Source organism: Paenibacillus sp. J22R232, assembly GCF_056269165.1.
In genome coordinates this window covers 73,886-98,820 of record NZ_JBWDNK010000006.1, presented here as the reverse complement: position 1 = coordinate 98,820, position 24,935 = coordinate 73,886, and the positions used below count along the sequence as shown (strand labels likewise).

17 protein-coding genes are annotated in these 24,935 nt (G+C 48.4%); 15 read left to right on the top strand and 2 right to left on the bottom strand.

Annotation, left to right across the window (positions count from 1 at the left end; all coding sequences use genetic code 11):
• The first annotated feature begins 204 nt into the window (after positions 1-204).
• From AC0YN3_RS19425 to AC0YN3_RS19365, 13 genes are all read left to right on the top strand, one after another.
• Positions 205-1,101, top strand: a complete 897-nt coding sequence (locus AC0YN3_RS19425; protein WP_475776623.1) for a nicotianamine synthase family protein — start codon at positions 205-207, stop codon at positions 1,099-1,101.
• A gap of 288 nt (positions 1,102-1,389) precedes the next feature.
• Positions 1,390-2,940: a glycosyl hydrolase gene (locus AC0YN3_RS19420; RefSeq protein ID WP_475776622.1), complete on the top strand. Its 1,551-nt coding sequence runs from the start codon at positions 1,390-1,392 to the stop codon at positions 2,938-2,940.
• A gap of 24 nt (positions 2,941-2,964) precedes the next feature.
• The gene (locus tag AC0YN3_RS19415) at positions 2,965-8,091 is read left to right on the top strand and encodes a glycosyl hydrolase (RefSeq protein ID WP_475776621.1); all 5,127 of its coding nucleotides are present in this window, start codon (positions 2,965-2,967) and stop codon (positions 8,089-8,091) included.
• Entirely contained in the window at positions 8,088-9,125 is a 1,038-nt protein-coding gene (locus AC0YN3_RS19410) for an S-layer homology domain-containing protein (RefSeq protein ID WP_475776620.1), read from the top strand. Before AC0YN3_RS19415 ends, AC0YN3_RS19410 begins: the two co-directional genes overlap by 4 nt.
• A 243-nt stretch (positions 9,126-9,368) precedes the next feature.
• Positions 9,369-11,138: a sensor histidine kinase gene (locus AC0YN3_RS19405; RefSeq protein ID WP_475776619.1), complete on the top strand. Its 1,770-nt coding sequence runs from the start codon at positions 9,369-9,371 to the stop codon at positions 11,136-11,138.
• Entirely contained in the window at positions 11,131-12,639 is a 1,509-nt protein-coding gene (locus tag AC0YN3_RS19400; RefSeq protein WP_475776618.1) for a response regulator, read from the top strand. The genes AC0YN3_RS19405 and AC0YN3_RS19400 overlap by 8 nt, the downstream gene beginning before the upstream one ends.
• Before the next feature lie 151 nt (positions 12,640-12,790).
• Positions 12,791-14,149, top strand: a complete 1,359-nt coding sequence (locus AC0YN3_RS19395) for an ABC transporter substrate-binding protein (protein WP_475776617.1) — start codon at positions 12,791-12,793, stop codon at positions 14,147-14,149.
• Between the two features lie 84 nt (positions 14,150-14,233).
• Positions 14,234-15,100, top strand: coding sequence for a carbohydrate ABC transporter permease (locus tag AC0YN3_RS19390; protein WP_475776616.1), 867 nt, complete (start codon positions 14,234-14,236; stop codon positions 15,098-15,100).
• Entirely contained in the window at positions 15,097-15,927 is an 831-nt protein-coding gene (locus tag AC0YN3_RS19385) for a carbohydrate ABC transporter permease (RefSeq protein ID WP_475776615.1), read from the top strand. The genes AC0YN3_RS19390 and AC0YN3_RS19385 overlap by 4 nt, the downstream gene beginning before the upstream one ends.
• A 298-nt stretch (positions 15,928-16,225) precedes the next feature.
• Entirely contained in the window at positions 16,226-17,302 is a 1,077-nt protein-coding gene (locus AC0YN3_RS19380; protein ID WP_475776614.1) for an iron-siderophore ABC transporter substrate-binding protein, read from the top strand.
• Between the two features lie 61 nt (positions 17,303-17,363).
• Positions 17,364-18,335, top strand: coding sequence for a FecCD family ABC transporter permease (locus AC0YN3_RS19375; protein ID WP_475776796.1), 972 nt, complete (start codon positions 17,364-17,366; stop codon positions 18,333-18,335).
• A complete protein-coding gene (locus AC0YN3_RS19370) occupies positions 18,332-19,363 on the top strand; it encodes a FecCD family ABC transporter permease (RefSeq protein WP_475776613.1) in 1,032 nt (343 codons plus the stop codon). Before AC0YN3_RS19375 ends, AC0YN3_RS19370 begins: the two co-directional genes overlap by 4 nt.
• Positions 19,363-20,166 carry an ABC transporter ATP-binding protein gene (locus AC0YN3_RS19365; protein WP_475776612.1) on the top strand — a complete coding sequence of 268 codons (804 nt, stop codon included), beginning with the start codon at positions 19,363-19,365 and terminating at the stop codon, positions 20,164-20,166. The genes AC0YN3_RS19370 and AC0YN3_RS19365 overlap by 1 nt, the downstream gene beginning before the upstream one ends.
• 243 nt (positions 20,167-20,409) lie before the next feature.
• On the opposite strand, the gene AC0YN3_RS19360 is transcribed toward AC0YN3_RS19365, so the two are convergent.
• Positions 20,410-21,309 carry a helix-turn-helix domain-containing protein gene (locus AC0YN3_RS19360; protein WP_475776611.1) on the bottom strand — a complete coding sequence of 300 codons (900 nt, stop codon included), beginning with the start codon at positions 21,307-21,309 and terminating at the stop codon, positions 20,410-20,412.
• A gap of 142 nt (positions 21,310-21,451) precedes the next feature.
• Between AC0YN3_RS19360 and AC0YN3_RS19355 the strand changes: the two genes are divergently transcribed.
• Positions 21,452-22,288, top strand: a complete 837-nt coding sequence (locus tag AC0YN3_RS19355; protein WP_475776610.1) for a phytanoyl-CoA dioxygenase family protein — start codon at positions 21,452-21,454, stop codon at positions 22,286-22,288.
• A gap of 528 nt (positions 22,289-22,816) precedes the next feature.
• Entirely contained in the window at positions 22,817-23,455 is a 639-nt protein-coding gene (locus AC0YN3_RS19350) for a hypothetical protein (protein WP_475776609.1), read from the top strand.
• Positions 23,456-23,948: 493 nt separating this feature from the next.
• Here the strand turns inward: AC0YN3_RS19350 and AC0YN3_RS19345 are convergent, their stop codons facing one another.
• Positions 23,949-24,599 carry a hypothetical protein gene (locus AC0YN3_RS19345; protein WP_475776608.1) on the bottom strand — a complete coding sequence of 217 codons (651 nt, stop codon included), beginning with the start codon at positions 24,597-24,599 and terminating at the stop codon, positions 23,949-23,951.
• Between the last annotated feature and the right edge of the window lie 336 nt (positions 24,600-24,935).

The window sequence follows — 24,935 nt, the reverse complement described above, 5'->3', positions numbered from 1 at the left end:
CCGTTTCCTTGCATGGAAGCGGGGCGATTGTTGTGTATGGCCGTTTCATCGTCTTTTTTAACCTTTGAGTATACGCATTCCCCATTTGTTCGCTCAGCAACGTTCGCTAGTGATCCAATCAGAGGACTCGTCTAGATTGTCGACCTTACGAATATATTCGAAGAGAGAACAACGAGGATGCTGTATGAAGGAGGAAGTGGGCAAATGGAGATTTTTCCTAACGCTGCCGCTATACAAACAAGGAATAGCCCAAGCCTGCAAAAGGTGGATGACTTTATCGCGTTTATTCGCGAGCTAAATGAACTTCTTCACATCGAAGAAGATCTCTCTCCTGCCAATCAACGGGTGACGAGCATGATCGGGCGCCTTTCGCAGCAATTACGCACTTATTACTCGCCCGAGGAGGTGAAGGCGGTTCTAAGCCATGATTATATGGTTTTCAACCAGCGACCGCTGCAGGATAAACTGTCAAAAGCCGAATTCCAAGTCGAGCTGGCTGATTCTCAGTCGCTTTGCAGAGCGGGAGATTCCATCATGGATATTGTCACACGTTTGCCTTATTGGTCCATATATTTGGCCTTGGTCAGCGAGGAGCTGTCCATGCTAAGGCAGCTGATTCGGGAAGGCGGTCAGACGGAGCATTCGCCGATAGTGTTTGTTGGCAGCGGGCCAATGCCGCTAAGTCCGATTATGATTCATCTATTCCACGGCGTTGAGGTTATTTGTCTCGATATCGATGCTGCGGCTTGTGAAGCATCCAGCTCTTTCCTCGAAAAAATGGGCTTAAGGACTAAAGTGAACGTCATTATGGAGAACGGAGCAGAGTTCGATTACGGCTCGTATAACCGGATTTTTGTAGCTAGTCTCGTAAGAAACAAACGGGCGGTGCTTGAACAAATCACTCGAACGGCCTCGAGTCCGCTTGTGGCTATTCGTACGGCCGAGGGAATGAGACAAATTATGTATGAAGCGATTGATGAATCACAGTTGAATAAGCAAGGATGGCGGATTGTGGGAAAAACTTGTCCGGATGGCCATCTCGTGATCAATTCCACTTTGTTTATGGATCGCGATATTAATCCTAATAGGATGGATAGTTAGACTGATCATTACATGGCGTTTAATGCAATGGAATTACAGCTATGCTGCCTCCAGGATTCATTGATCCGGAAGGGAATGCGAAATAGTATGCACGGAATTAGGAGAAATGCAGCCGTCACTTGTGACCGGCAGCGTTCTCCTTTTTTTAATTTCTAGTATTTCGGAAGGACGTAGAGGGAACCACCCAAAAAATAAGCACATCAATCAAAAGAATGAAGCAATTGTTCCCAAAAATGAAAACGTATACATTATAAATGCATGATCCATTTCGTTTAAGGGGGCAATGAAATGCAGCGTGGCATTAAGCTACTTTTCACATTCATGTTCGTATGGGGAGGTTTGTTTGTTCAACAGGATGGATATCAGGTTGTCTTGGCAGCCGACACGCAAGCGCCGACTGCGCCGACGAATCTTGCGGCTTCGGCCGTATCGGGAACGCAAATCAACTTAAGCTGGGCTCCATCTGTGGATAATGTAGCCGTAACGGGATATGACGTGTACCGCTACGGCACAAAAATTGCATCCACAACGACGACTTCGTACAGCAGCATGAATCTGACGGCTTCGACTGCCTATAGCTATGCAGTCAAAGCGAAGGATGGAGCAGGCAATGAATCGGCATTCAGCAAAACGACCGGTGCAACGACGACTCCGGTGCCGGTAGTCTCGGCGTCGAAAAAAGGGGTAGGCTCTTCCAAATATTTGGCGAGCGGCTTGCCACAAGCTGATTTCTCCAAATTGACCAATCTTGATGTGGATTGGACCTATAACTGGTCCATTGACTACACGGGCACAAACCATACCTCAATCGAGTATGTGCCTCAAATTTGGGGACCGGGGGCCGTCACCTCGGCGACACTGAACACCCTTGCGCAAGGTAAAGCCGCCGGGAAGTTCAAACACCTGCTTGCGTTTAATGAGCCGGATATTTACGAGCAATCATGGATGACCGTACAGTCGGCAATCGATTTGTGGCCAACCTTGATGAATACGGGGCTCCGCTTAGGCAGTCCTGCCGTCGCATTATCTGCCGAAACGTACGCATACGGACAGACCTGGCTAGAGGATTTCATGAATGCAGCAGCCGGGAGGGGCTATCACGTTGACTTTATTGCCGTACATTATTATCCGGACTTCATGAATCCGAATGCGGCTGAGAATCTGAGAGTCTCGCTCACCAACCTCTACAATCAATATCAGAAGCCCATCTGGATTACAGAGCTTGGCGCAATTCATGCAGGTCAGTTGTCATCCGCTCCAACGGTTCAGGGGGCCCGGCAGTTTATGCAAAATGCGATTCCTATGCTTGAGAGCCTGAGCTTCGTCGAGCGATATGCTTGGTTCGATGATAATTGCTCGAATGATCCGGGATGCGCGTATACGACGCTCTACGATTCCAGTGACAATATGACGGTACTTGGAGGTACCTACAAATCGTTATCGATGACGCCGTTGTTCCGTTACGGCTGGACCGCTACGTCCGGTACGTCCAGCGGAGACGTGCCGGCGAACATGTTTGACAACGATTTATGGACGCGCTGGAGTACGGGCCAGGCACAAGCGACGGGACAGTATTTTGCAGTCGATATGACTGGAGCACGCCATTTTAGCCGAATCGTGATGGATGCGAACGGGAGTGGCGACTACGCAAGAGGCTACCAGGTCTACGTTTCGAGCGATGGCGTTAATTGGGGCAGCCCGATTGCCAGCGGAGCGGGAGCAGGTCCTATCATTACCATTGACTTCCCTCAAGTAAGCGCCCGCTATATAAAGATCGTTCAGACCGGCTCAGCTCCGGCTAATTATTGGTCCGTGCACGAGCTCAACGTCTATAACTAAATCCATATTTCAGGAGGCATGACCATGTTGCACCATTCGAACCGTTTGCAGGCAAGCCGAAGGATGTTCCGCCTGGTTTTATCGTTATTGCTTATTCTCTCACTCGCGGTTGTTATCCCAGCAAGGAATGCTGTGTCAGCGGCTGAATCGCCGGTAATTGATCTGGAATCTACCGACATGACCGCCAATCACCCATTTGGGCCTAATGTTCATATTATGGATCCTTCCATGCCGACATCCGAAATTCAAGCCGAAGCGGGCACCATATTCACCGCGCAAGAGAGAGGCGAATTTAGCGCAGAGAGACATGCGATCCTATTCAAACCGGGAATTTATGACCAGGTAAACGTAAAGGTAGGCTTCTATACGCAAGTATCGGGACTTGGGCAGAATCCCGATGACGTTGAGATCCGGGGCTCCGTGAACTCGAATGCGGATTGGAATAATGGGAACGCGCTAGTCAATTTCTGGCGGTCAGCCGAAAACTTCAGCGTGGCTCCGCCAAGCGGCTCATCCGCGCAATGGGCGGTTGCGCAGGCTGCCCCCATGCGCCGCGTGCATATTAAAGGCCAGCTGGAATTGTTCGATTTCGACTCGTCGTGGAACGCGGGGTATGCCAGCGGCGGTTTTCTCGCCGACACAAAAGTGGACGGAGGAATCGTTCCGGCTTCCCAGCAGCAATGGTTTTCAAGAAACAACCAGTATGCCAGCTGGTCTAATGGCGTATGGAATATGGTATTCGTTGGCGATCAGCAGCCCCCATCGGGAGATTTCCCGGCTTCTCCCTATACGGTTGTAGAGAAAACCCCGCTTGTCAGGGAAAAACCTTATCTCTATATCGACAACGCCGGAAACTATCAAGTATTCGTTCCGTCGCTGCAGAAGGATGCCAAGGGCATAAGCTGGCTAAACGGTCCAACGCCTGGCAAATCCATTCCGATTGAGCAGTTCTACATTGCAATGCCGGAAAGCGCGAGCGCGGCAACCATTAATGAAGCTTTGGAGCAAGGGAAGCATGTGCTGTTCACGCCTGGAATCTATCATCTGTCGGACACGATTCACGTTACCAAGCCTGATACGGTAGTGATGGGGCTCGGCTTTGCGACTTTGATTCCGGATCATGGACAGAAGGTGATGACGACCGCAGACGTTGACGGCATCGTCATCGCAAGCCTTCTATTCGATGCCGGCGAAAAGGTTTCTCCCGTCCTGCTGGAGGTTGGGCCGAGAGGGAGCCAGCTGGATCATTCGAGCAATCCGGCTTCGCTACATGACCTGTTCTTCCGCGTAGGAGGAGCGCATGCGGGAACGACGGATAATAATCTCGAGATCAACAGCAATCATGTCATCGGCGACCACTTCTGGATATGGCGTGCCGACCATGGCGCTAGCGCCGGCGGCTGGGCGACAAACGATTCGTTGAACGGATTAATCGTTAACGGCGATAACGTCACCATCTATGGCTTGTTCAATGAGCATCACAATGAATACCAGACGGTCTGGAACGGAGAAGGCGGCAGATTGTACTTCTATCAGTCCGAAATTCCGTATGAGGTTCCCGATCAGGCATCCTGGATGAGTAATGGGGGAACTGTGAATGGATACGCCTCCTATAAGGTGGCAGATACGGTTAAAACCCACGAAGCATGGGGGTTAGGCGTATATTCTTACTTTAGGGATGCCAACGTGAAAGCGCATAGCGCAATCGAGGTGCCAGATGTGCCTGGCGTGAAAATTCATCACGCGACATCCATATTCCTAGCCGGAAACGGCGAAATAACCCATGTTATTAACCAGACGGGTTCCGCGGCAACGCTGGGCAATGTCCGTCAAACCGTTTCGGAATACGGAGGCAAAGAAGCGGGTGAGGTCGAGTTTGTGCTTGATCGGTCAGGATGGACGGCCTCTGCATATAGGCCAACAGGCTCAGACGCTGCGCCAGCGAGTGCGATAGACGGAAACGCAAGCTCGCGCTGGGCGAATCAAGAAGCGCAGAATCCATCAGGCAACCAATGGTTTCAAATCGATATGGGGAAGACTGCTGCTTTCGATACCGTCAGAATGGAGTCCGGAGGCGATTATGCCCGCAGCTACCTCATACAAATTTCTAACGATGGATTAAATTGGTCTGAAGTAGCTTCAGGGACAGGCTCGGCTGCTTCCGTTGCAACCTTTGAGAAACGGACTGCTAGATATTTGCGCATCGTACAGACGGGGACGGCTGCTTCGAATTGGTGGTCGTTGAACGAATTAAATGTTTCCGTCAAACAGCCTGCTGCAGCAGTAAGCAAGGTTACGGTCTCGCCGGGAACGTTGAATCTGAAGCAGCGGCAATCGGCTTGGTTAACGGCAGACGTGACTCCCGCGGAAGCGACGAATAAATCCGTCAGCTGGAGCTCGAGCAACCCATTCGTTGCGGCCGTTGACCTCACAGGGAAGGTCACCGCGTTAAATGCAGGAAGCGCTATCATTACAGTCAGAACGATTGATGGGGATCTAACAGCCGAGGCATCGATTACCGTTGCCGAAGGGGAGAAGCAGCCGCAGCCGATTGCCAATAAGAAAGGAGCGGCAGCCATCAAATATTTAGCTGCGGAACCTTCCAAGCTGGCGGATCTTGGATTAGGCTGGACGTACAATTGGTCCATTGATTATACGGGGGACGCACTAGCCATGGATTACGTGCCCATGCTGTGGGGACCGGGTGCAATAACGGATGAAACGATCGATAAGCTTAAGGAAGGGAAAACAGAAGGCAGATATGACAGCTTGCTTGGCTACAATGAGCCGGAATTGGTGCAGCAGTCGAATACAAGCGTCAATGACGCGATTAAAGACTGGCCGCGATTAATGGAGACGGAACTTAGATTGGGCAGTCCCGCGGTAGCCTATACGTATGACAATTCCTATGCAGCGGGCAAAGACTGGCTTAAGCAGTTTATGGAGCAGATAGAGATTAAACACTACCCCGTCGACTTTATCACGCTGCATTTTTATCCTGATTTCACAGACCCGGGCGCCGTTTCGAAGCTGAAGAGCACGCTCGAGGCCCTTTACGGCGAATACGAAAAACCGATCTGGATTACCGAAATCGGCGCTATTCCATTTGGGACGACTTACCAAACGCCTTCAGAAGCAATGGCCGTGAAATTTTTAAAGGAACTCGTTCCAATGCTTGAAGGGCTGCCGTTTGTCGAACGCTATGCATGGTTCGGTGACAACTGTGCCCATGATCAAGGCTGTTCTTACACCACGTTGTATGACAGCGAGGATTCCCTAACGCCAGTCGGGCAGGCGTTCAAAAATCCATACAGCGTACCCGAGCCAGTGACGGATGAGAAGCTGGTTAGAACAGGCTGGAGCGCTTCAGCTTCCACCACGGCCTTCGGAACGCTGCCCCAATTCGTTTTTGACGGAGATACAGGCAGGCAATGGTCAACGGAAGCCGGGCAAACCGGCGGAGAATGGTTTCAATTGGATTTGGGCAATGCGCAGCTCGTCAGCGGCGTGGAGCTTGATACCGGAGCAGGCGCGCCTTACGATTACGCCAGGGGATACCTAATTCAGCTGTCATTGGATGGAATGAATTGGTCAAAAGCTGCCGAAGGCGCAGGAGGCGCGCAGGTGCTGAAGCAGTCATGGTCGCCTCAAACGGCCAGATATGTCAAAATCACGCAGACGGCCCATGATGGATTCTGGAGATGGTCAATCAATGAGCTCAACGTGTTTGGCCCGGTCAAACGGCTCGTTCAGTCTATCTCGGTCAGCGGGGAAGGACAATCGGCTGCTATCGCAGTTAAGAACGGCGTGCTCCAAATGTCCGCTGCAGTGTTGCCTGCTCAAGCATACGAGAAAGCGGTCGAGTGGCATGCTTTTAGCCTGAACGGCGAGGAGACCGAGATTGCTTCGATTTCAGAGGACGGCAAGCTTACTGCCCATAAGGACGGACAGGTGAAGGTTGTCGCTGCCGCAAAAGACGGTTCGGGCATTACTGGGGAGCTAATCGTGTCGATCAGCGGTCAAGCTGACATCGATCCTGTCTCGACCATTAGCGGTCCCGATTACGTTTATCCAAGCCATGCGCTGACGATCGCAATGGGAATTAACGGAATGCCGAACCGTTTCACGACCATGCAGATGGTTCTGAAATACGATCCGGCCGTTGTGAGCTTCGACACCGTTACGAATGCAGACGGCTCGCTGTCACTTGCGGAAAACGCGATCCAGCCGTTAGCGGAGCACTTCATGGTTTTGGGTACGGCTGTTAAAGTCGAAGCCGGCCAAATTCTTTTCATTCTAGCTAGCCATGACAATGGCGGTTTTTCAGGAGTTGGCGGTGATCTATTATCGCTTCATCTGCGAATAGGGTCGATGGCTTCGGCCGGCGATACGCAGTTGACCTTCTCTGATGTTGTTTTATCCTATGAGGGGTTGTCAACAAACGCCGCAGATTCCACGCTTACTCTACCGATTGTGATAGCGGATAAAGCGGCTTTGGCGGCTGCAATCGACGAGGCGCAAAGCAGGCTGGACGCAGCTGTAGAAGGCAGCCATGCCGGACAATATCCGGTCGGCTCGAAATCCAAGCTGTTAGCGATTATTGAAGCGGCGACAGCTGTCAAAAACATTGCGGGATCTACGGAGCAAGAGGTAGCGGATGCGCTGGGCAAGCTGACAGAAGGCGTCGAGGCGTTTAAGAGCTCGATGAATCCGGCCGTTCCGGTCATAACGGACAAAACCGCTCTAGACGAAGCAATCGATAAGGCGAAGCTTAGTCTGAGCGCGGCAAAACCCGGCAACAAAATCGGTCAATATCCGGCTGCTTCGATAGCGGCTTTGGAGCAAGCGATTCAACTTGCACAAACCGTCCGCAACAACCCTTACGCCAGCCAGTCGCAAGTAGATGCCGCAGCGAACGGGCTTCGGGCATCCGTTCAGCACTTTGCCGGAACGCTTATTTCGCTCGTGGGAGGGGCTGCTCGCATCACGATCAATGATCTGTCCATCATCGCCAAATATTACGGGGCGCGGTCATCCGATCCCGATTGGCAGTTTGTCCAAGCGGCTGATTTGTTTAATAAAGGCGAGATTGATATCCAAGTTCTAGCGGCAGTCGCCAAAATGATCATAAGCGAGTGGTTGAACACATGAAACAACTTCGGACTTTATTTTCAGGCATCCTTGTATTGGCGGGCATGATTTATGCAATGACTTTGACAGCCGGGATCGCAGGAGCTGCAGCAGGTCCATCGTTCCATCTGCAAGTGGAAGGGAACCCGAAGGTCAACCAAACGTTCCAGGTTGTGATCGAGGGGATGGATCTTCAAGATGTATATGCTTTTGAAATAGGGATAACTTACGATGCCAAGCGTCTCGCGGTTCTGGAGGCGAAATCCGAGCTGGCAGGCTTTAGCGTCAATCCGAAGTCGCAGGCAGCTGGCCAGCTGCGGTTCGCGCATACGAAGGTAGGAGAAGCGGCTGGCGAGAGCGGAAAAAAAGCGTTGCTGAGCATACGTTTTCAAGCCGCAGGGGGAGGAGAGGCATTCATCGCCCTGAATGAAGTGAAGCTCGTTCAGTCGGACTTGAAAGTAATCGAATTGAAGCCTGAAACCAGGGCCTCCGTGAATATCGGGCAGCCCTCATTGACCGATATTACCGGTCATTGGGCGGAGTCCGCGATCCGGAAAGCTGCCTTACTCGGCTTTGTGTCCGGCTATGCCGACGGCTCGTTTCGTCCCAATCAGCAGGTAACGAGATCTGAGTTCGTCGTCTTGTTGGCGAGGGCTTTGAAGCTTCCAAGCAATAGCGAAGACCAGCGGCTGCCAACTGACTTTGACAGCATTCCAGACTGGGCAAAGCCGGCGGTTAAGTCCGCTTACGCTGCGGGAATCGTGACCGGTTATGAGGATGGCATGTTCCGCGGCGATAGGAAGCTGACGCGTACCGAAGCGGTAATGATGCTTGCCCGGGCTTTCGGGTTGGAGCCGCAGGCTTCCGGGCTCACAGCTCGGGATTTCGTGGATGCAAGCGCGGTTCCGGCTTATGCACAGGGAACAATAAAGGCTGCGGCTGAAGCGGGGCTTATCGCTGGGAAGGGCGGTCGTCAGTTTGCACCGCTTCACCATGCATCCAGAGCAGAGGCCGTCACTATGATTCTCTCTTTTATGCAGAAAAGCTCAACATGAAAAGTTAATCCGAACCTATAAAGCGGCTGTCCCCTCATCTCGGTGATGGGGACAGTCTTTTTTGCTCGTGCAGCGAATCCAAAAGCTCGTGAAGGCGAATCGTTACATGTACGGATTTTTTGGATTTATGTCCGGATTATTTAGGTCGGCGTCTTTCAGGCGAAACTTCTATTGTGCATCGTAGAAGGAGTGAAGTAATATGGATGAATAATTAGATTACAGACTATTTTGAGGCGGGATTTGATGAAGAAGTGGCTCTTCGACTGGATACGTAAATTCCGTTTCCGAAAAATTAGAAGTCGTTTCTTAGCAGCGCTTATCTTATTGTCTGTTCCTCCACTCGCGCTTGTTGGATATATCTCGTTTAATATATCAAAGGACGCATTATTGGAAACGAACAAACAGGTAACGAAGGACCATTTGCGAACGTCCAGCGAGGTTGCCGATTTAATGTTCCGCAACGTTATTAATCTCAATCGTTCCGTTGTTCTAAATGAAAGAATCAGGGACGACCTGAGGACAAGCATCTCCGCCACGGCAGAAGAGAAAAGCCTAATCAAGGACCGTACGGTAGACGAGCTCCAAAAGATGATTAACAACAATTTTCTGGATTCCAGATATGTTGACTCCATATGCGTGTTTGACCTGCATTTCGAAGCTTATTGTCTGGGGCGTTCCGACGATACGGGCATCTATGAAGGAGCGGATAAGAAGGAGCCGATTACGGAAGCGAATTGGTATGCGTCCACGCTGCAGCGACAAGGGGCCATCGTTTTCTTTGGTCAAAACGTATTGGGAGATCGGTCCAAAACGTTCTCAACCGCCAAGCTATATCGCGATTCGGACTCGATTGACGGCGATCCGATCGGATTATTAATCATTAATATTTCCAAATCCATCTTTGATACGATTTTTACGGGGAGCAACAGCAACGGCGAGTTTTTGGCTATCGATTCTTCAAACTCCCAGGTACAGCTCATATATCCGCAAGAATCACGCATCATGCAGCATATCATTGATGACAACTTAGCGGCTATTTACGGCAGGCTGCAGGAGCAAGGATATTTGAGTGTGAAATACAAAAATGAGACAACAGGCTGGATTTTTATCCATGTCGTAGCATTAAGGGATTTACTGAAGGAATCTACAAAAATCGGCTGGGCAACGGGAATTATCGCATCCATTATTTCATTTGTTGCGCTTGTCATTTCATTCATTATTTCAGGAAGCATTACCAAACCGTTGCTGCAGGTCAAAAAAATGATGGTGAAATGGACGAAAGGCATTAGAGCTTTCGATGAGACCTTCGAGCATGACGAGGTCGGTGCAATCGGCGAATCCTTTAAGCGGATGGCATCGGTGAATGAGGAGCTTAACGAGAAGCTCCTGCTCTCCGAACTGAAAGAGCGGGATGCGGAGCTGCGCGCGCTGCAAGCACAAATTAAACCCCATTTCTTGTACAATACGCTTGATTCCATCTATTGGATGGCTACGATTCAAAATAATCATGATGTCGCGCAGATGGCTGTCTCCTTATCCGAAAGCTTCAAGCTGAGCTTGAACAAAGGCCAAGAAACCATATCCGTGTATAAAGAATTAATGCATATCCAGCACTACATGACGATTCAAAATATTCGGTATAAGGATCGGTTTGTGTATGAGGAGAGCATTGAAGACGCGATTATGGGCATGGATATTTTGAAGCTATTATTGCAGCCTTTAGTTGAAAACGCTATCTATCACGGATTAGAACCGAAGGTAGGAAACGGGAAGATCCAGTTGACGGGACGAATTGAAGGAGAGTTCATTTTGTTCATCGTGGAAGATGACGGGGTAGGGATTGCCGATATGAGCAGGACGGAGCAGGGCTACGGGCTCTCTAATGTCAAGGAGCGATTACGGCTGTATTACGGACCGTCAAGCTCTATTCGAATAACGAGCGAGATAGGCGCAGGCACGAGGATCGAGCTCCGATTCAAGCTTCGCAAAGAAGGGGGACCCGTACATGCTTAAGGCGGTTGTATTTGATGACGAATATATTGTCCTGCAAGGCCTGCAGACCATGATCAACTGGTCTTTATTCGGGATTGAGCTGCAGGGAACGGCCAGCGACGGCCTTTCGGCGCTCGCGCTGTTTCGCGAGGTTCGGCCTGACATTATATTGACCGATATTCGCATGCCAGGCATGAACGGCCTAGAATTAATTGAAGAAGTGATGCGAGAAGCACCGGAAACCTATTGCATCGTATTCAGCGGGTTTAATGAATTCGAGTATGTCCGGCGTGCCATCCAATTAGGCGTAGCCGATTATTTGGATAAGCCGATTACCATCGCAAGCATTGAGAAAGCCATTCGAAAAGTGCAACAAAAATTTACCGAACGGCAGCAAACGCTTGCGATTAAGCGAAGATGGGATGACAGCCATCTGGAGCTGCTCGAAAAGTCGATTTTGGATTTGCTGCTTCTCGGGGATGACGCGGTGCCGAGATGGGCGGGGTTTTATGGGGAGGATGCAAAGAAAGTGACAGGCGTAACCGTGATTGCTTATTCCGGACATTTTATGCTGTCAAAGCATGAAGATTATGATGCCATAAACATTCGCTACGGACAGGAAAGACTGATCGTAGTTTTTCATTTTGGAGCGCCTGCGGGTCAAATCTGGGATAAGCTTGAGTATGAATTCGACCAAACGCATACTTCAATGGGAATTGGAAGCACTTACAAGGAGCCGGGAAAGGCAGCTGACAGCTATAAGGAAGCTATTCGCGCTTTAAGATCGGCGAGTTTGCTGGATACAACGGGCATCGTACGGTTCGAAGAGCTCGGAGTTACGATGACGGTACCCAAAGGAAGCCTGGAGTGGGAAGAGTCCATGCTCCTGAGCATAAGGGCTGGCAATAAGGCTGGAATTATGGAACAGATCGAGCAATTCATTCGTTGGGTACAGCTGGAAAAGCCAGATCCCGAGATTGTGGAGAGAGAAATGCTGAAGTTTATCTATATGGCGCTGCAAGCAGCAAGAGAGTCAGGCTTGAATAATAAAGCTGATGAATTTCAAAGCCGTTACATGCCTCATTTGGAAATTCAGCAAGCTGCCGTGAGAGGTCAGGTCTTGCAATGGTTTCGTGGTCAAATGCATACCATTGCGGATCTTTCGATTGAATCTCGCGAGAAGACAAAGCATTCGACAGTAAATCAGGCTCGGGTATTTATTGAACAGAACCTGTATCGGGATTTGTCTCTACAAGAGGTGGCGGACTATGTAGGCTTGAATGCGACTTATTTGAGCGTGCTATTCAAAGACGTAGTCGGAGAATCTTATATTAAATTTCTGACTCGTTGCCGGATGGAGAAAGCCAAAGCATGGCTCTTGCGAGGAATGAAAGTGAATGAAGTAAGCGATAAGGTCGGATATCACACCTACAGGCATTTTTCAGAGGTGTTCAAAAAATCTACCGGATTAACGCCCGGACAATATAAAGAGGAAAGAGGGAATCAAGGGAGTCACCCGTGATTCCCTCTTTTCGCGAAATCCAAAAAAAACGGACGCGAAACTATAAAATGAAGCAGTGCAAGCGATGACCCCTACCGGTTTATAATGAAAGCACAGGGGGACCGGTCCCTTCAGTTCCAATAAAAAATGAATGTTCAGGGGGATTAATGAAATGCCGAAAACAAGAAAAATGCTCGCTATGCTTTCATGCATCGTCTTATGTTTAACTATGCTGGCCGCATGCGGCAAATCGAATACGGATAACAATAATACGGCTGCAACAGCTACCGAAAACGCTTCAAGCGCTACCAATGAAGCCATTGACAAGAAAGTGACAATCTCGCTTCTCACCGATAACACGCAGGACGCCGTTGATACAGCGAAAGCAATCATTGAAGCATTCCAAGTGAAATATCCAAACATTACCGTAGAGCATGAGACGCGCCCAAGCGGCGGAGAAGGGGATAGCTTCGTAAAAACAAGACTGTCCACAGGCGATATGAATGATGTCTTCATCTATAATTCCGGCTCGCTCATGCAGGCATTGAATCCGGAGCAAAATTTGGTTGACTTGACGAATGAGCCTTTCATGGCCAATGTACTTGATTCATTTAAGACTACCGTGTCGTCCAATGGCAAGATTTTCGGGGCACCGGCAGGCGCAGCCATGGGTGGAGGTTGGTTTTATAATAAAAAAGTGTATGCAGACCTTGGTCTGTCCGTTCCCCAAACATGGGCGGAGCTGATGGCAAACAGCGAAGTAATTAAGGCTGCTGGAATCACGCCAGTCATAGGCACATATAAGGATGATTGGACCAGCCAGTTGATCCTGCTTGCTGATTACTACAACGTGCAAGCGCAATCACCAACATTCGCAGACGATTATACGGCCAATAAATCAAAATTCGCAAACACGCCAGCTGCTTTGAGAGGGTTTGAGAAGCTGCAGGAGGTCTTTGACAAAGGCTATATGAATAAAGACTTTAAAGCTACAACGTATGATGCCGGCGTTAAAATGCTGGCGGAAGGCAAAGGGGCGCATTACCCCATGCTCACATTTGCCGTTCCTGTATTCGAACAGAACTATCCGGATGCCATCAATGATATCGGCTTCTTTGCACAGCCTGGTGACAATGCGGACGAGAACGGCTTGACGATTTGGATGCCAGGCGGGACATACATCTATAAAAACTCCGAGCACTTGGAAGAAGCGAAGAAATTGGTGGAATTTATCGCATCCCCAGAGGGCATGGTTGAATGGGCGAAGGCTTCAAAACCTACAGGTCCGTATTTAATCAAAAACGCGACCATTCCGGATGATGTCGCTCAAGTCGTAAAGGATATGCTTCCATACTTCGACAATAACAAAACGGCTCCGGCTCTTGAATTCGTTTCTCCGATTAAAGGACCAAGCTTGCCGCAAATTACAACAGAGGTCGGGGCAGGATTTAGGCCGGCCAAAGAAGGCGCGGAGCTCTATGACAAGGATGTTGAGAAGCAGGCACAACAGCTTGGGCTTGAGGGCTGGTAACTTTATCATTCCTTTATAACTGCACGAATTCGGCCCTGTGAATGATACAGGGCCGATTTACTGGAAGGAACAGGAGGAGACATTATGAACAAGGTGTGGAAAAGGAATTATTCTTATACTTTTCTTTTGCCCGGAGCTATCATTTATTTTATTATTTTTTTGCTGCCTACCGTAATGTCGTTCTTCTTCAGCATGACGAGATGGACATTGCTTGATTATGAATTTATCGGTTTTGATAATTTTGTTACCTTTTTCGAGGAGCCTTCCTTGACGATTGGCTTCAAGAATACGTTTGTTTATGCGGTAGTGACCTGTGTTCTAAAAGTTACTTTAGGATTGCTGCTCGGCGTTTTTTTGACGACGAAAATTAAAGTGAAATCGTATCTTCGGTCTGTCGTGTTTTTCCCCACTCTGGTTAGTACGATTGCTATCGGTATTACCTTCAGCATGATGATGCACCCGTCCGAAGGTCTCATTAACACGGCATTGAGCACAGTGGGCATCAACGGGCCCGATTGGCTTGGCGATACGCGCTGGGCGTTATTGTCGGTAGCGTTCGTGGACGTATGGAAAGGCGTAGGCTTTGCAACGGTCATTTATATTGCAGGCATTATGTCCATTCCGGAGGAGTATTACGAGGCGCTCCAAATCGACGGAGGCAATGCGTTTAATAAGTTCTGGAATATTATCGTCCCGCTCAGCCGTCCGGCTACTAATTCTGTCATCATATTGGCTTTCATAGGCGGCTTGCGCTCGTTCGATCTGATCTGGGCGATGACCAAGGGCGGCCCAGGTTTTACGACGGATGTGCTTGCGTCGGTCATCTATAAGCAATATCAAGGCGGTTTCTACGGACTAGCCACAGCAGGCAACGTTATTTTATTTCTAGTTGTAACCATATTGGTGTATCCGCTGACTTCATTTTTAAATCGAAAAGAGGTTGACCTATGAGCCGGAGATTTCGAAGCTTCAGCGTTGAAGCGGCCGCCATTATTTTATCAGTCGTAATCTTCTGGGTCCCGTTTTATTTCATCATTGTCAATGCGATGAAGGATGCCAAAGAGGCATCGCTTCTGAATCTTTCGTGGCCATCCGTTAATCATATTTGGGATAATGTATCGCAAGTCGTCTCTGCCCGGGATTATATGTTGATGCGCGCATTCTATAACAGTACGCTTCTTACCGTCTTATCGATTGCGATATTAGTTGTGGTCTGTGCGATGACAGGGTTCGTGCTGCAGCGCAGACGGGATAAAGCGACGCCTTGGATCAGCTTTTTCATTCTTGCCGGGCTTATCATTCCCCCTGCAATCGTACCGACGATCTGGGTTTTGGATGGACTCGCGTTATACAAAACGCTTGCCGGCATCGTATTCGTGGAGGTTGCGCTAGGATTCTCTTTTGGCGTATTGCTCTATAGAGGGTTTATGTCGGGTATCCCAAGAGAGATTGACGAAGCGGCAATTATAGACGGGGCTGGCGGCTACCGTTTGTTTTTCCGAATGATTTTCCCGCTGCTTAAGCCCGTTACTGCTACGGTAATTGTAACTTCATCGGTTGCTATTTTTAATGATTTTACGAATCCGCTGTACTTCTTCCCTGGATCAAAAAACGCAACGGTGCAATTAACGCTCTATAATTTCACTAGCCAGTTCGTATCGCAATGGAATTTATTGTTTACGAATATTCTGATCATCACCATTCCGCCGCTGCTTTTGTTCATTTTTTTCAATAAGAAAATTGTAGCCGGGATGACTGCGGGCTCTGTCAAAGGCTAATTAAATACGAATTCTTTCGTGAATAGGCGTTGAATCGCAAAGAACTCCTCCAATAGGCGCGTCAACGCCAGTTGGAGGAGTTCTTTGCGATGGAGGGACCGAGAGTCAAGCCGAGACTAAGGACAGGCCATATGCTGCGGGGCAGGTCCCGTCAAGCATACTTGGCTTAGGAAATGCTGATTAACCTGTGAAATCAGACCGTTATTGCGTTGACATTCGTATAGATAAATATTATAGTGATTGATGTTGATAATCATTATCGACGACAAACACAATTCAGGATAAGGTAGGTACGTTCATGAAAAACAAAAGTAAGTACTCATTTGCAACATTGCTTGTTGCCATTATTCTAGTCATTGCGTTGGTTGGCTGCTCCAGCCAGTCCAATAATTCCACTCCGTCTCCGACAGCAAGCGCCGAAGCGCCGGCTACCGAGGCACCAGCCTCCCAAGACGATACGCAATATCCGATCGTAATCAAACATGCGCTTGGCGAAACGGTTATCGAGAGCAAGCCGGAACGCGTAGTTACCGTCCAATGGGCGAACCATGATGTCGTTCTCGCGCTAGGCGTTGTTCCTGTCGGGTTCTCGGCAGCGAACTATGGCGTTCAGGACGACAGCGGACTTCTGCCATGGACGGCAGCGAAGCTTAAGGAGCTTAACGAAACTAAGCCGAATATTTTCCAAGATACGGACGGCTTGGACTTCGAAGCGATCTCGGATGCGAATCCGGATGTTATTCTTGCCGCTTATTCCGGTATCACGCAGGAAGATTACGACACGCTTAGCCAAATCGCTCCTGTCGTCGCTTACCAAACGAAGCCTTGGGCAACCACATGGCGCGAGCAAGTTCTGTTCACAGCTGAAGGTATGGGCATGAAAGCGGAAGGCGAACAGCTCGTCAAGGATACGGAAGCTCTAGTGAAAGAAGGGGCTGCCAAATATCCTCAGATGCAAGGCAAAAAAGTCGTTTGGGTCAACTTCTCGGCGACAGATATGTCCAAGCTGCACTTGTATACGCCTGCTGACCCGCGCGGCGCATTCTTGATCGAGCTAGGAATGGAATATCCGGAGAGCATCACGAGCCAGATTACTGACCCAACTAGCTACTCCTTGCAATTGAGCGCCGAGAATGCCGAAGCGCTGAACGATGCCGATATAATCATCGGCTATGGCGACGAGAGCTTGTATGAAGCGGTGAAAGCAGATTCTCTGCTAGGCAAAATTCCGGCGATCCAAAGAGGTTCCGTCGTGTTCATCGGCAACGGCACGCCACTGGCTGCCTCCGGTAACCCAAATCCGCTATCCATTGCCTATACCCTTGATGAATACCTAGCACTAATCGGCGGAGCAATCGATAAACTCAATGAGTAATTTATCGGGTACGGGTACGGGCAGGATAAAAGCGCATGTCCCCAATCGTTTCGCTTTAGTCATGGTTCTGTGCCTGGTTTTGCTTGCCTTAAGCGTATGCGCTTCGCTGGCTTTCGGTTCCCGGCCTTTAAGATTTCACGAACTGATGGACGGATTATTCCGTCAGGACGTGGACTCTTACACGGCCAACATCGTTCGCAAGCGCATCTCCCGCACCGTATTCAGCCTATTCTGCGGAGCAGCGTTAGGCGTGTCGGGAGCGCTAATGCAATCAGTCACTCGCAACCCCATAGCCGACCCTAGCATATTGGGTGTCAATATGGGCGCATCCTTGTTCGTGGTGTGTGGCGTCGCGTTCTGGAACATAAGCACCGCGAATCAATATATATGGCTAGCTTTGGCAGGCTCTGCGATTACTGCAGTATTCGTGTTCGGAATCGGCTCAATGGGGCGTGGCGGTGCCACGCCCATTAAGCTTGTTCTGGCAGGAGCAGCCACGAGCGCAGCTCTTGGGTCTCTAATTACTGCCATTATGATTCCGCGCTCTTACGTCATGGATCAGTTCCGGTTCTGGCAAGTCGGCAGCGTCGGCTCAGCTAGTTGGGGCGGTATCGGCACGTTCGTCCCGTTCTTAGTCGTCGGGCTCCTGATTGGCTTTCTCGTAGCTCCGGCACTGAATGCGCTGGCGCTCGGAGATGATACAGCGACCGGACTGGGCGTTCGGACGGGAAAACTGCGGTTTATCGCAGCGCTTGCAGGCGTCCTGTTATGCGGAGCGACGACTGCGCTGGCAGGGCCAATTGGATTTATCGGGCTATTGTCCACTCATGTCATTCGTCTTATTCTTGGGCCTGACTTACGGTTTGTCATCCCGATGTCCGCTATTGCCGGAGCAATCATTCTGACCATAGCGGATGTAGGCGGCAGGCTGATCGGCAGTCCCGGAGAGCTTGAGGTTGGTGTGGTTACGGCGTTTATCGGAGCACCAATACTAATCATAGTCGCTATGAGATCGAAAGTGCGTTCATTATGACCAATCCAACTATTAAACGAATAAAAGCTGGCCGGCAGCATAGGCGCCGCCGATGGATACTCGTGACCAGCTTGCTGGCGGTTTTGGCATGCATATTGAGTTGTACCATGCTGTTGCTTGGCAATACCATCTATCCTGTCCAAGACGTCATTCGGGCGATTTCAGGCGAGCAGCTCAAAGGCGTTTCCTTCGCGGTCCATACGATCCGTTTGCCGAGAATGCTAGCGGGACTGTTCGCCGGATTCGCTTTCGGCATTGCCGGGTATACGTTCCAGACCATGCTGCGCAACCCCCTTGCTAACCCTAACGTGATCGGGATTACGTCAGGCTCCAGCGTGGCGGCTGTTTTTTGCATTATTATTCTTCAAGCTAGCGGAGCCGTTATTTCGGTCGCATCTATCATTGGAGGACTTGCCACCGTCATCTTGATCTATCTATTATCCAGAGGCAAGTCATTCTCAATCGGAAGGCTCATTCTGGTCGGAATCGGCATACAAGCCATGATTGATGCCGTTATATCCTATCTGATGCTGGTCAGCGCGGAGCAAGACCTTCCTGCGGCGATCCGATGGCTCACGGGCAGCCTTAACGGCGCTCAGATGGACAGATTGCCGCCTCTGATGATAACCGTATTGATCTGCACGCCTATTCTTCTCGTACTTGGCAGGCAGCTGAGCCTATTGGAGCTCGGAGAGCAAGCGGCTACTTCCCTGGGCATAAATACGGACAAGACTCGAATCGTACTGATTGTGAGCTCTGTCTGCATGATTGCTATCGCAACCGCCACAACGGGTCCGATCGCCTTTGTGTCATTTTTAGCTGGGCCAATTGCGATTCGGTTAGTCGGAATCGGTTTATCGAACATCATTCCAGCGGGGCTAGTGGGTATTAATTTGGTGCTGGCGGCGGATCTCATCGGACAATTCGCTTTCCCGTACAGATTTCCTGTTGGCGTCATTACCGGATTGCTCGGAGCGCCTTATCTCATCTTCTTGTTAATCCGAATGAATAGGAAGGGAGAATTATAATGAAGCCGACGCATCACTTCCAGGCCGAACGGATCGTAGCAGGCTATGAGAACAAAACCGTCATCCATGGCGTTGATCTCGTCATTCCCAGCCATCAAATAAGCGTCATTATCGGCTCAAACGGCTGCGGTAAGTCCACGCTTCTTAAAACGCTGGCTAGACTGATCAAGCCCGCTTCGGGCACCATCACGTTAGACGGCAAGCCGTTAAACAAGATCTCGCCCAAGCAATTGGCACGGGTTGTCGGACTACTGCCTCAATCTCCCATTGTCCCTGAGGGCATTACCGTGACGGATTTGGTTGGGCGAGGAAGGTTCCCCCACCAATCCTTATTCGGCAACTGGACGAACAAAGATTATGCGGCAGTAGCAGAGGCAATGGAAACGATGAAGATTACTGAATTCGCTAATCACAATATCGATGAGCTGTCAGGCGGTCAGCGGCAGCGCGTCTGGATTGCCATGGCACTGGCGCAAGAGACGGATATTCTATTCCTGGATGAGCCTACGACCTTTCTGGATATCACGTATCAAGTCGAAATACTGGATCTGCTCACCGACTTGAACCGCAAACACGGCACCACGATCGTCATGGTGCTCCATGACATTAACTTGTCTGCGCGATATGCCGACCATATTGTCGCGCTGCATGAAGGCAGGCTTGTCGCCGAAGGCAAGCCGACCGAGGTCGTAACGAGTACTCTCGTAAAAGACATTTTCGGGCTGGACTGCACCGTCATTGAAGATCCGGTGTCTGGTTCGCCCATGGTTGTGCCGAAAGGACGTTATCATGTTAATGTCTAACACGCTTTTTGGAAGGGAATTCGGATATTAACATTCCCGAGGAGCCTTTTAGGCGCTCCTATCGTTGTTGCAAAACGCCCCAATACCAAATCGGTATTGGGGCGTTTTGCATAGTGGGATAAAGGGATATGAGAGATACAAGTGACAGGAAACCTTTGATTCGCAGCTAAGCGAATTCTTCGTGTGAACGGTAATCTGCAGTTTAGATGTATCGGTGTTTAATCACAAGAAGCGGAATGGAGTTCAAGTGCAGCGCCACTCAGATGGCGTTACGCCTACGAAGCGCTTGAAGACGGTCGCGAAATGCTGACTGGATTGATAGCCTAACCGATGAGAAATATCCGTTATTTTATCTTGGGATTCCTTTAGCTGACTACAGGCAGCTCTAATACGAAGCCGTTCGACAAAAGTAATTGGCGGTTCACCCGTATAATCCTGAAAGGTTCGATAGAAATGCGATACGCTGACTCCCGCAAAAGAAGCCAGCTCATCAACGGTTGGGCGCCACTCCGGTTCTTTAGCCATTTTATCGATTAGCTTGCTATATTGGCTAAGCAAATCCGGTGCGATAGCGGAAGTGCCGCCGCTTGGCTGAATAAAGGCAATGAGAAGCTCGAGAATGGCGCTTCGAACAACCGTGCTTTTGAGCGGAGAATCACCCATGAGAGCGGTTTTGAATTTTTTGAAAGTCTCAACAGGCGTTAAGCCAATGTTCTTCACGCGTGGCAACTGCAACATGGCTTGATCCAATTGCCTAATCTCCTCAAGCGGCAGACTTAGCCAATCTTGGATAAGCGGAGCTTTCACAATAAACCACCAAAATTTGCATGGCTCAATGACGTTAAAGCCTCCGCGGTGCTTCTCCCCCGGGCGGGTATGAAACAAATCCCCAGCATGGGTTTCATAGATGCAGCTGTCGAGCTCCCATCTCGCTTTTCCCCGTTCAATGAGGACGAATTCATAGCAGCCAGGATGATCATGCTCAAAGAGTGGCGATGCTTTGCGCAAATCATCGCTTCCGAGCATGACTAGCTCCGGTACACCGCGAATAAGCGGATCGTTTTCTATATCGAAGGTCCAGCGCGCACTGTGGGAATGGGAGGCTTGCCCGGTTTCAAGTGCATGTATTCTACTGGTTTCCACATGCGGTTTCATCCTTTTCATTGTCCTCTCGTTTGTTTCTATTATCGTCTATGTTTCTAATCCTACTTCGTGATCACTTGAACGTCAAACCGCATCTACTTCGGTTAAGATGGTGGCAACCACAAAAAAGGAGGATTTGTCGATGACTTTCAAAACAGAACGGCAGTATCGGATTACGCAAAAGGATAAGGAGGATTTTAACCGGGACGGTTATTGGATTAGCCCAAAGCTAATTGACGATGAGCAGATCGAGAAATTGCGAGAGGCGCATGAGCGTATATGGTCTGGCGATTACGATGGGGACGGAATACCGATGAACGGTTTTCGTCTCAGCGATAATCCAGACGCGCTGCGGAAATTAGATAATGGCTGGTGGATTAACGACGAGGTGAGAAAGGTCGTAACCGATCCTTTTATCGGTGAGTTGTCCGCGGATTTGCTGGAATCCGATGAAATAAGGCTGTGGCATGATCAAGTCATTTACAAACCGGGCATTGGCGACAAAATCTCCGGGGCAGGCAACGTAGGCTGGCATCAGGACTATGGCTACTGGCAATGCTCGGATTCACCGGACATGATTACGGTATGGATCGCGCTTCAGGACACGGATTTGACGAACGGCGGAATGATGACGATTGTTGGCTCTCATAAGTGGGGGCTGATTCCTGACAGCAACTCTTTCTTTAATCAGAACATGGAGGAGCTGAAGGAGAAATATTCGGGGGGACATGATTGGATAGAAGAGCCATGTATTCTGAAGGCGGGTCAAGCAAGCTTCCATCACGGTCTCACCTTTCACGGTTCCGGGGCTAACCGTACGAATGATCCGCGTTTGTCCATTGTAGCTCACGTAATGAAAGGCGGTACCAGCTACCGGGCGGGAATACAACGACATGACAACATTCGTTTGCTAGGCCCTCGGCCCAATCATGGCCAAGCTTTTGCGAACGACTACTTTCCCGTTCTATTCAAGAGATAGTTGGTGTCCCGCTAGGTTTGCCGAGACAGAGTCAGCCAGTCCCTGATATGTATGAAATGGGATTGAACCAAATGAAGTTAAAATACCACTAACGCTCATTCAGCGGTTTAGTGGTATTTTCATATTTGTAACGTGCTAGAATGGTAAGTTGGTTGCCGAGGCAGGATCTGAACCTGCTAATCTCAAACCGTATACGCTAACGATTTCGCGTGAGGCTGCAATGTCTGGGACATTGATAAGCAAAGAAGATAGTGCGTTGACTTTTGGCGACAAGGATAATATTCCGGAGTGGGCGCAGTAGGCAATTCTGACTGCAGTAGCCGAAGGGGTTCTCAAGGTTTGTCTTTTTGTATTCTATTGAGATTTTTTGGTACTATGTGAAAATAGTACTATTGTAATGCACTAACATCAACTAGAATATGTACTAACATGTATATCGGGAAGCGTTATATGTAATGACGTGAATGAATCCTGCTTTATAATGGTATATGTTGTAAAACTTACACTAAGGTGGGAGATAATACTGCGATGAATAAAAAGAAAATGGATATTCTCTTTGGGCTTCTGGGCTTCATTTTAGTTTATTTTACTTGTGTTTTAATATTTCTTATTTTTTCGTTTAGTGGATTTCTTTTTGTTGAAGAAGATTCTCGAAAAATGGGATTATATTCTGTTTTATTAGCTATTGATTTATTATTGTATACGATTTTAATAATTAAAGTATCAGATAAGAAAATAATTTTGATGAGTGGATTCATTTCTCTTATATTTGTAATAGGAACCCCGTCTATTGTACCAGCAATTATTAGTTTTCCTGATGACATACAGAGAATGTTACGTACTAACCATAAAGAGGAAATTCAAACTATTAGTAAAATGATTAACGATCATAACCTGCCGTTTAGTATTTTTGAAAAAGAAAGTTTGAGTTTATCGAAAGATAACGGTTATATTTCCATTATGGTACTTAAATACACAGATGAACAACTTACAAAAGAAGATATTCAGAATGTTGTTAAATACTTACCTTTTGGCGATATGAAAATAAGTTTCTCAGATCATATAAATGGAAGGGGAGTTCAAATCTTTATCGATAAACAAAGAAATGTTTCAAGTTGTCTCCCAATTGAAACATGTAACGAAATGCAATTAAACAATAATATTTAAATATTAGAGGTGTCGAAGTTGGCAAAGATTTCGTGAATTAGTTCACTGATGAATTAGCTAGCATTTTGAAAAACGAGTCTACTGTCACAAGAAAATAAATTCTAGTCTAATAAATAAAGTAGTGGACTGACTATACTTCATTTAGCTAAATGGCAGTAGAGCATAGTGGAAGGACCAATTAACATTATTGTCATAACGGTCATCGTAATGTATCTAAGCGCAAAGGTTATTTTGACCAAAATTTTAATATCAGCATTTAAAGACAAAACCACTCTTGCCAATAGAGTGGTTTCTTTGGGTCGAACTTCTCTTTTAATTCATATTACTCTAAAGGAGTAGCAAAATATAAGCCTATCACTATAAGTAAGATAAGAATAGAGGAGATAATGATTTTCGATGGAAGCTCAAGTATGACAGCGTTTGGGCAAGTGATCTACTGCTGGTCTTTTACGTGTTATAACCAACCCAATAGGCAATGATTGATATTCAATAGCTACGTCGGTAAACAGCTAATAAGGCAAACCGCCTGCGCGCTCAAACATATTGGAGTGCATAAGATAGCGAAGATACCGCATGCAGCCCGGCAAGAGTTTCCGATACGAATACATCTTGCATTGCATTCGGGATCAGCGGTCGCGCCTTTGCGTCCTTGCGGTGTTAGCCTTTTTAATACACGCTCAAGCTTAGTAAATAGCCGTTTGAGGGCAAGTTGGAGCGATTTGTCGATACTGATCTTTAATATTGTGCCGTCTTTGAAGCTTATTTTTTTTGAACGCTTGCAAGAGCAGCCACATTGACAGCCGCTTTCAAAACTAACTGGAATAATTGCCTTCTTATTAATGAATCCTCTAGCAGTAATATTGCTGTTCTTATCTTGGAGAAGGATGTTGGCACTGGAGAGGCCGTTCACTTGTTTTCCAAAGGAGGCAGTGAGTCTGCTGCTTGTGCGATTCAGAGATTGTATTTTGAACGTTGCTAAGTTACATGCATTCTGCGTGATGTTTAGGAAGATGTCGGAGACGCCACGACGGGCGTTTAAAACCAATTCGATGTTCGCGCTTAAGACGCCTTCTTGCTTGGATTTTATGCTTGCTGTTGCACAAAGGGTAGTCGTTCCGTTGACTGTTCGTAGCAGTCCGGGCATAGCTATCACTTCCTCGATTCGATTGGTGTGTACTCTCACAACATATGTGAACCCAAAAGAATCGGTGTGGGTGATGAACTAGAAAGCCCTAACCACTAATAGAAATAGAATCATTAGAAGTTCCAATAAGTAAAAAAGCATTTCCCGTGAAATTTATCTCGAATTTTGAAGTGATAGTACATGGAACAAAAAGCAAAAGAATTGAATCTCACTATTGTTACGGGGAGTTCTCTCTTTAGTTTAGTGGATCATGGAGGAAATGCGATCCGCAGCAGCTAACGGTTAACGCTACTTCAATAAGTAAGCGACATAAGAAGCTCTCTTTTTTAATGGTTA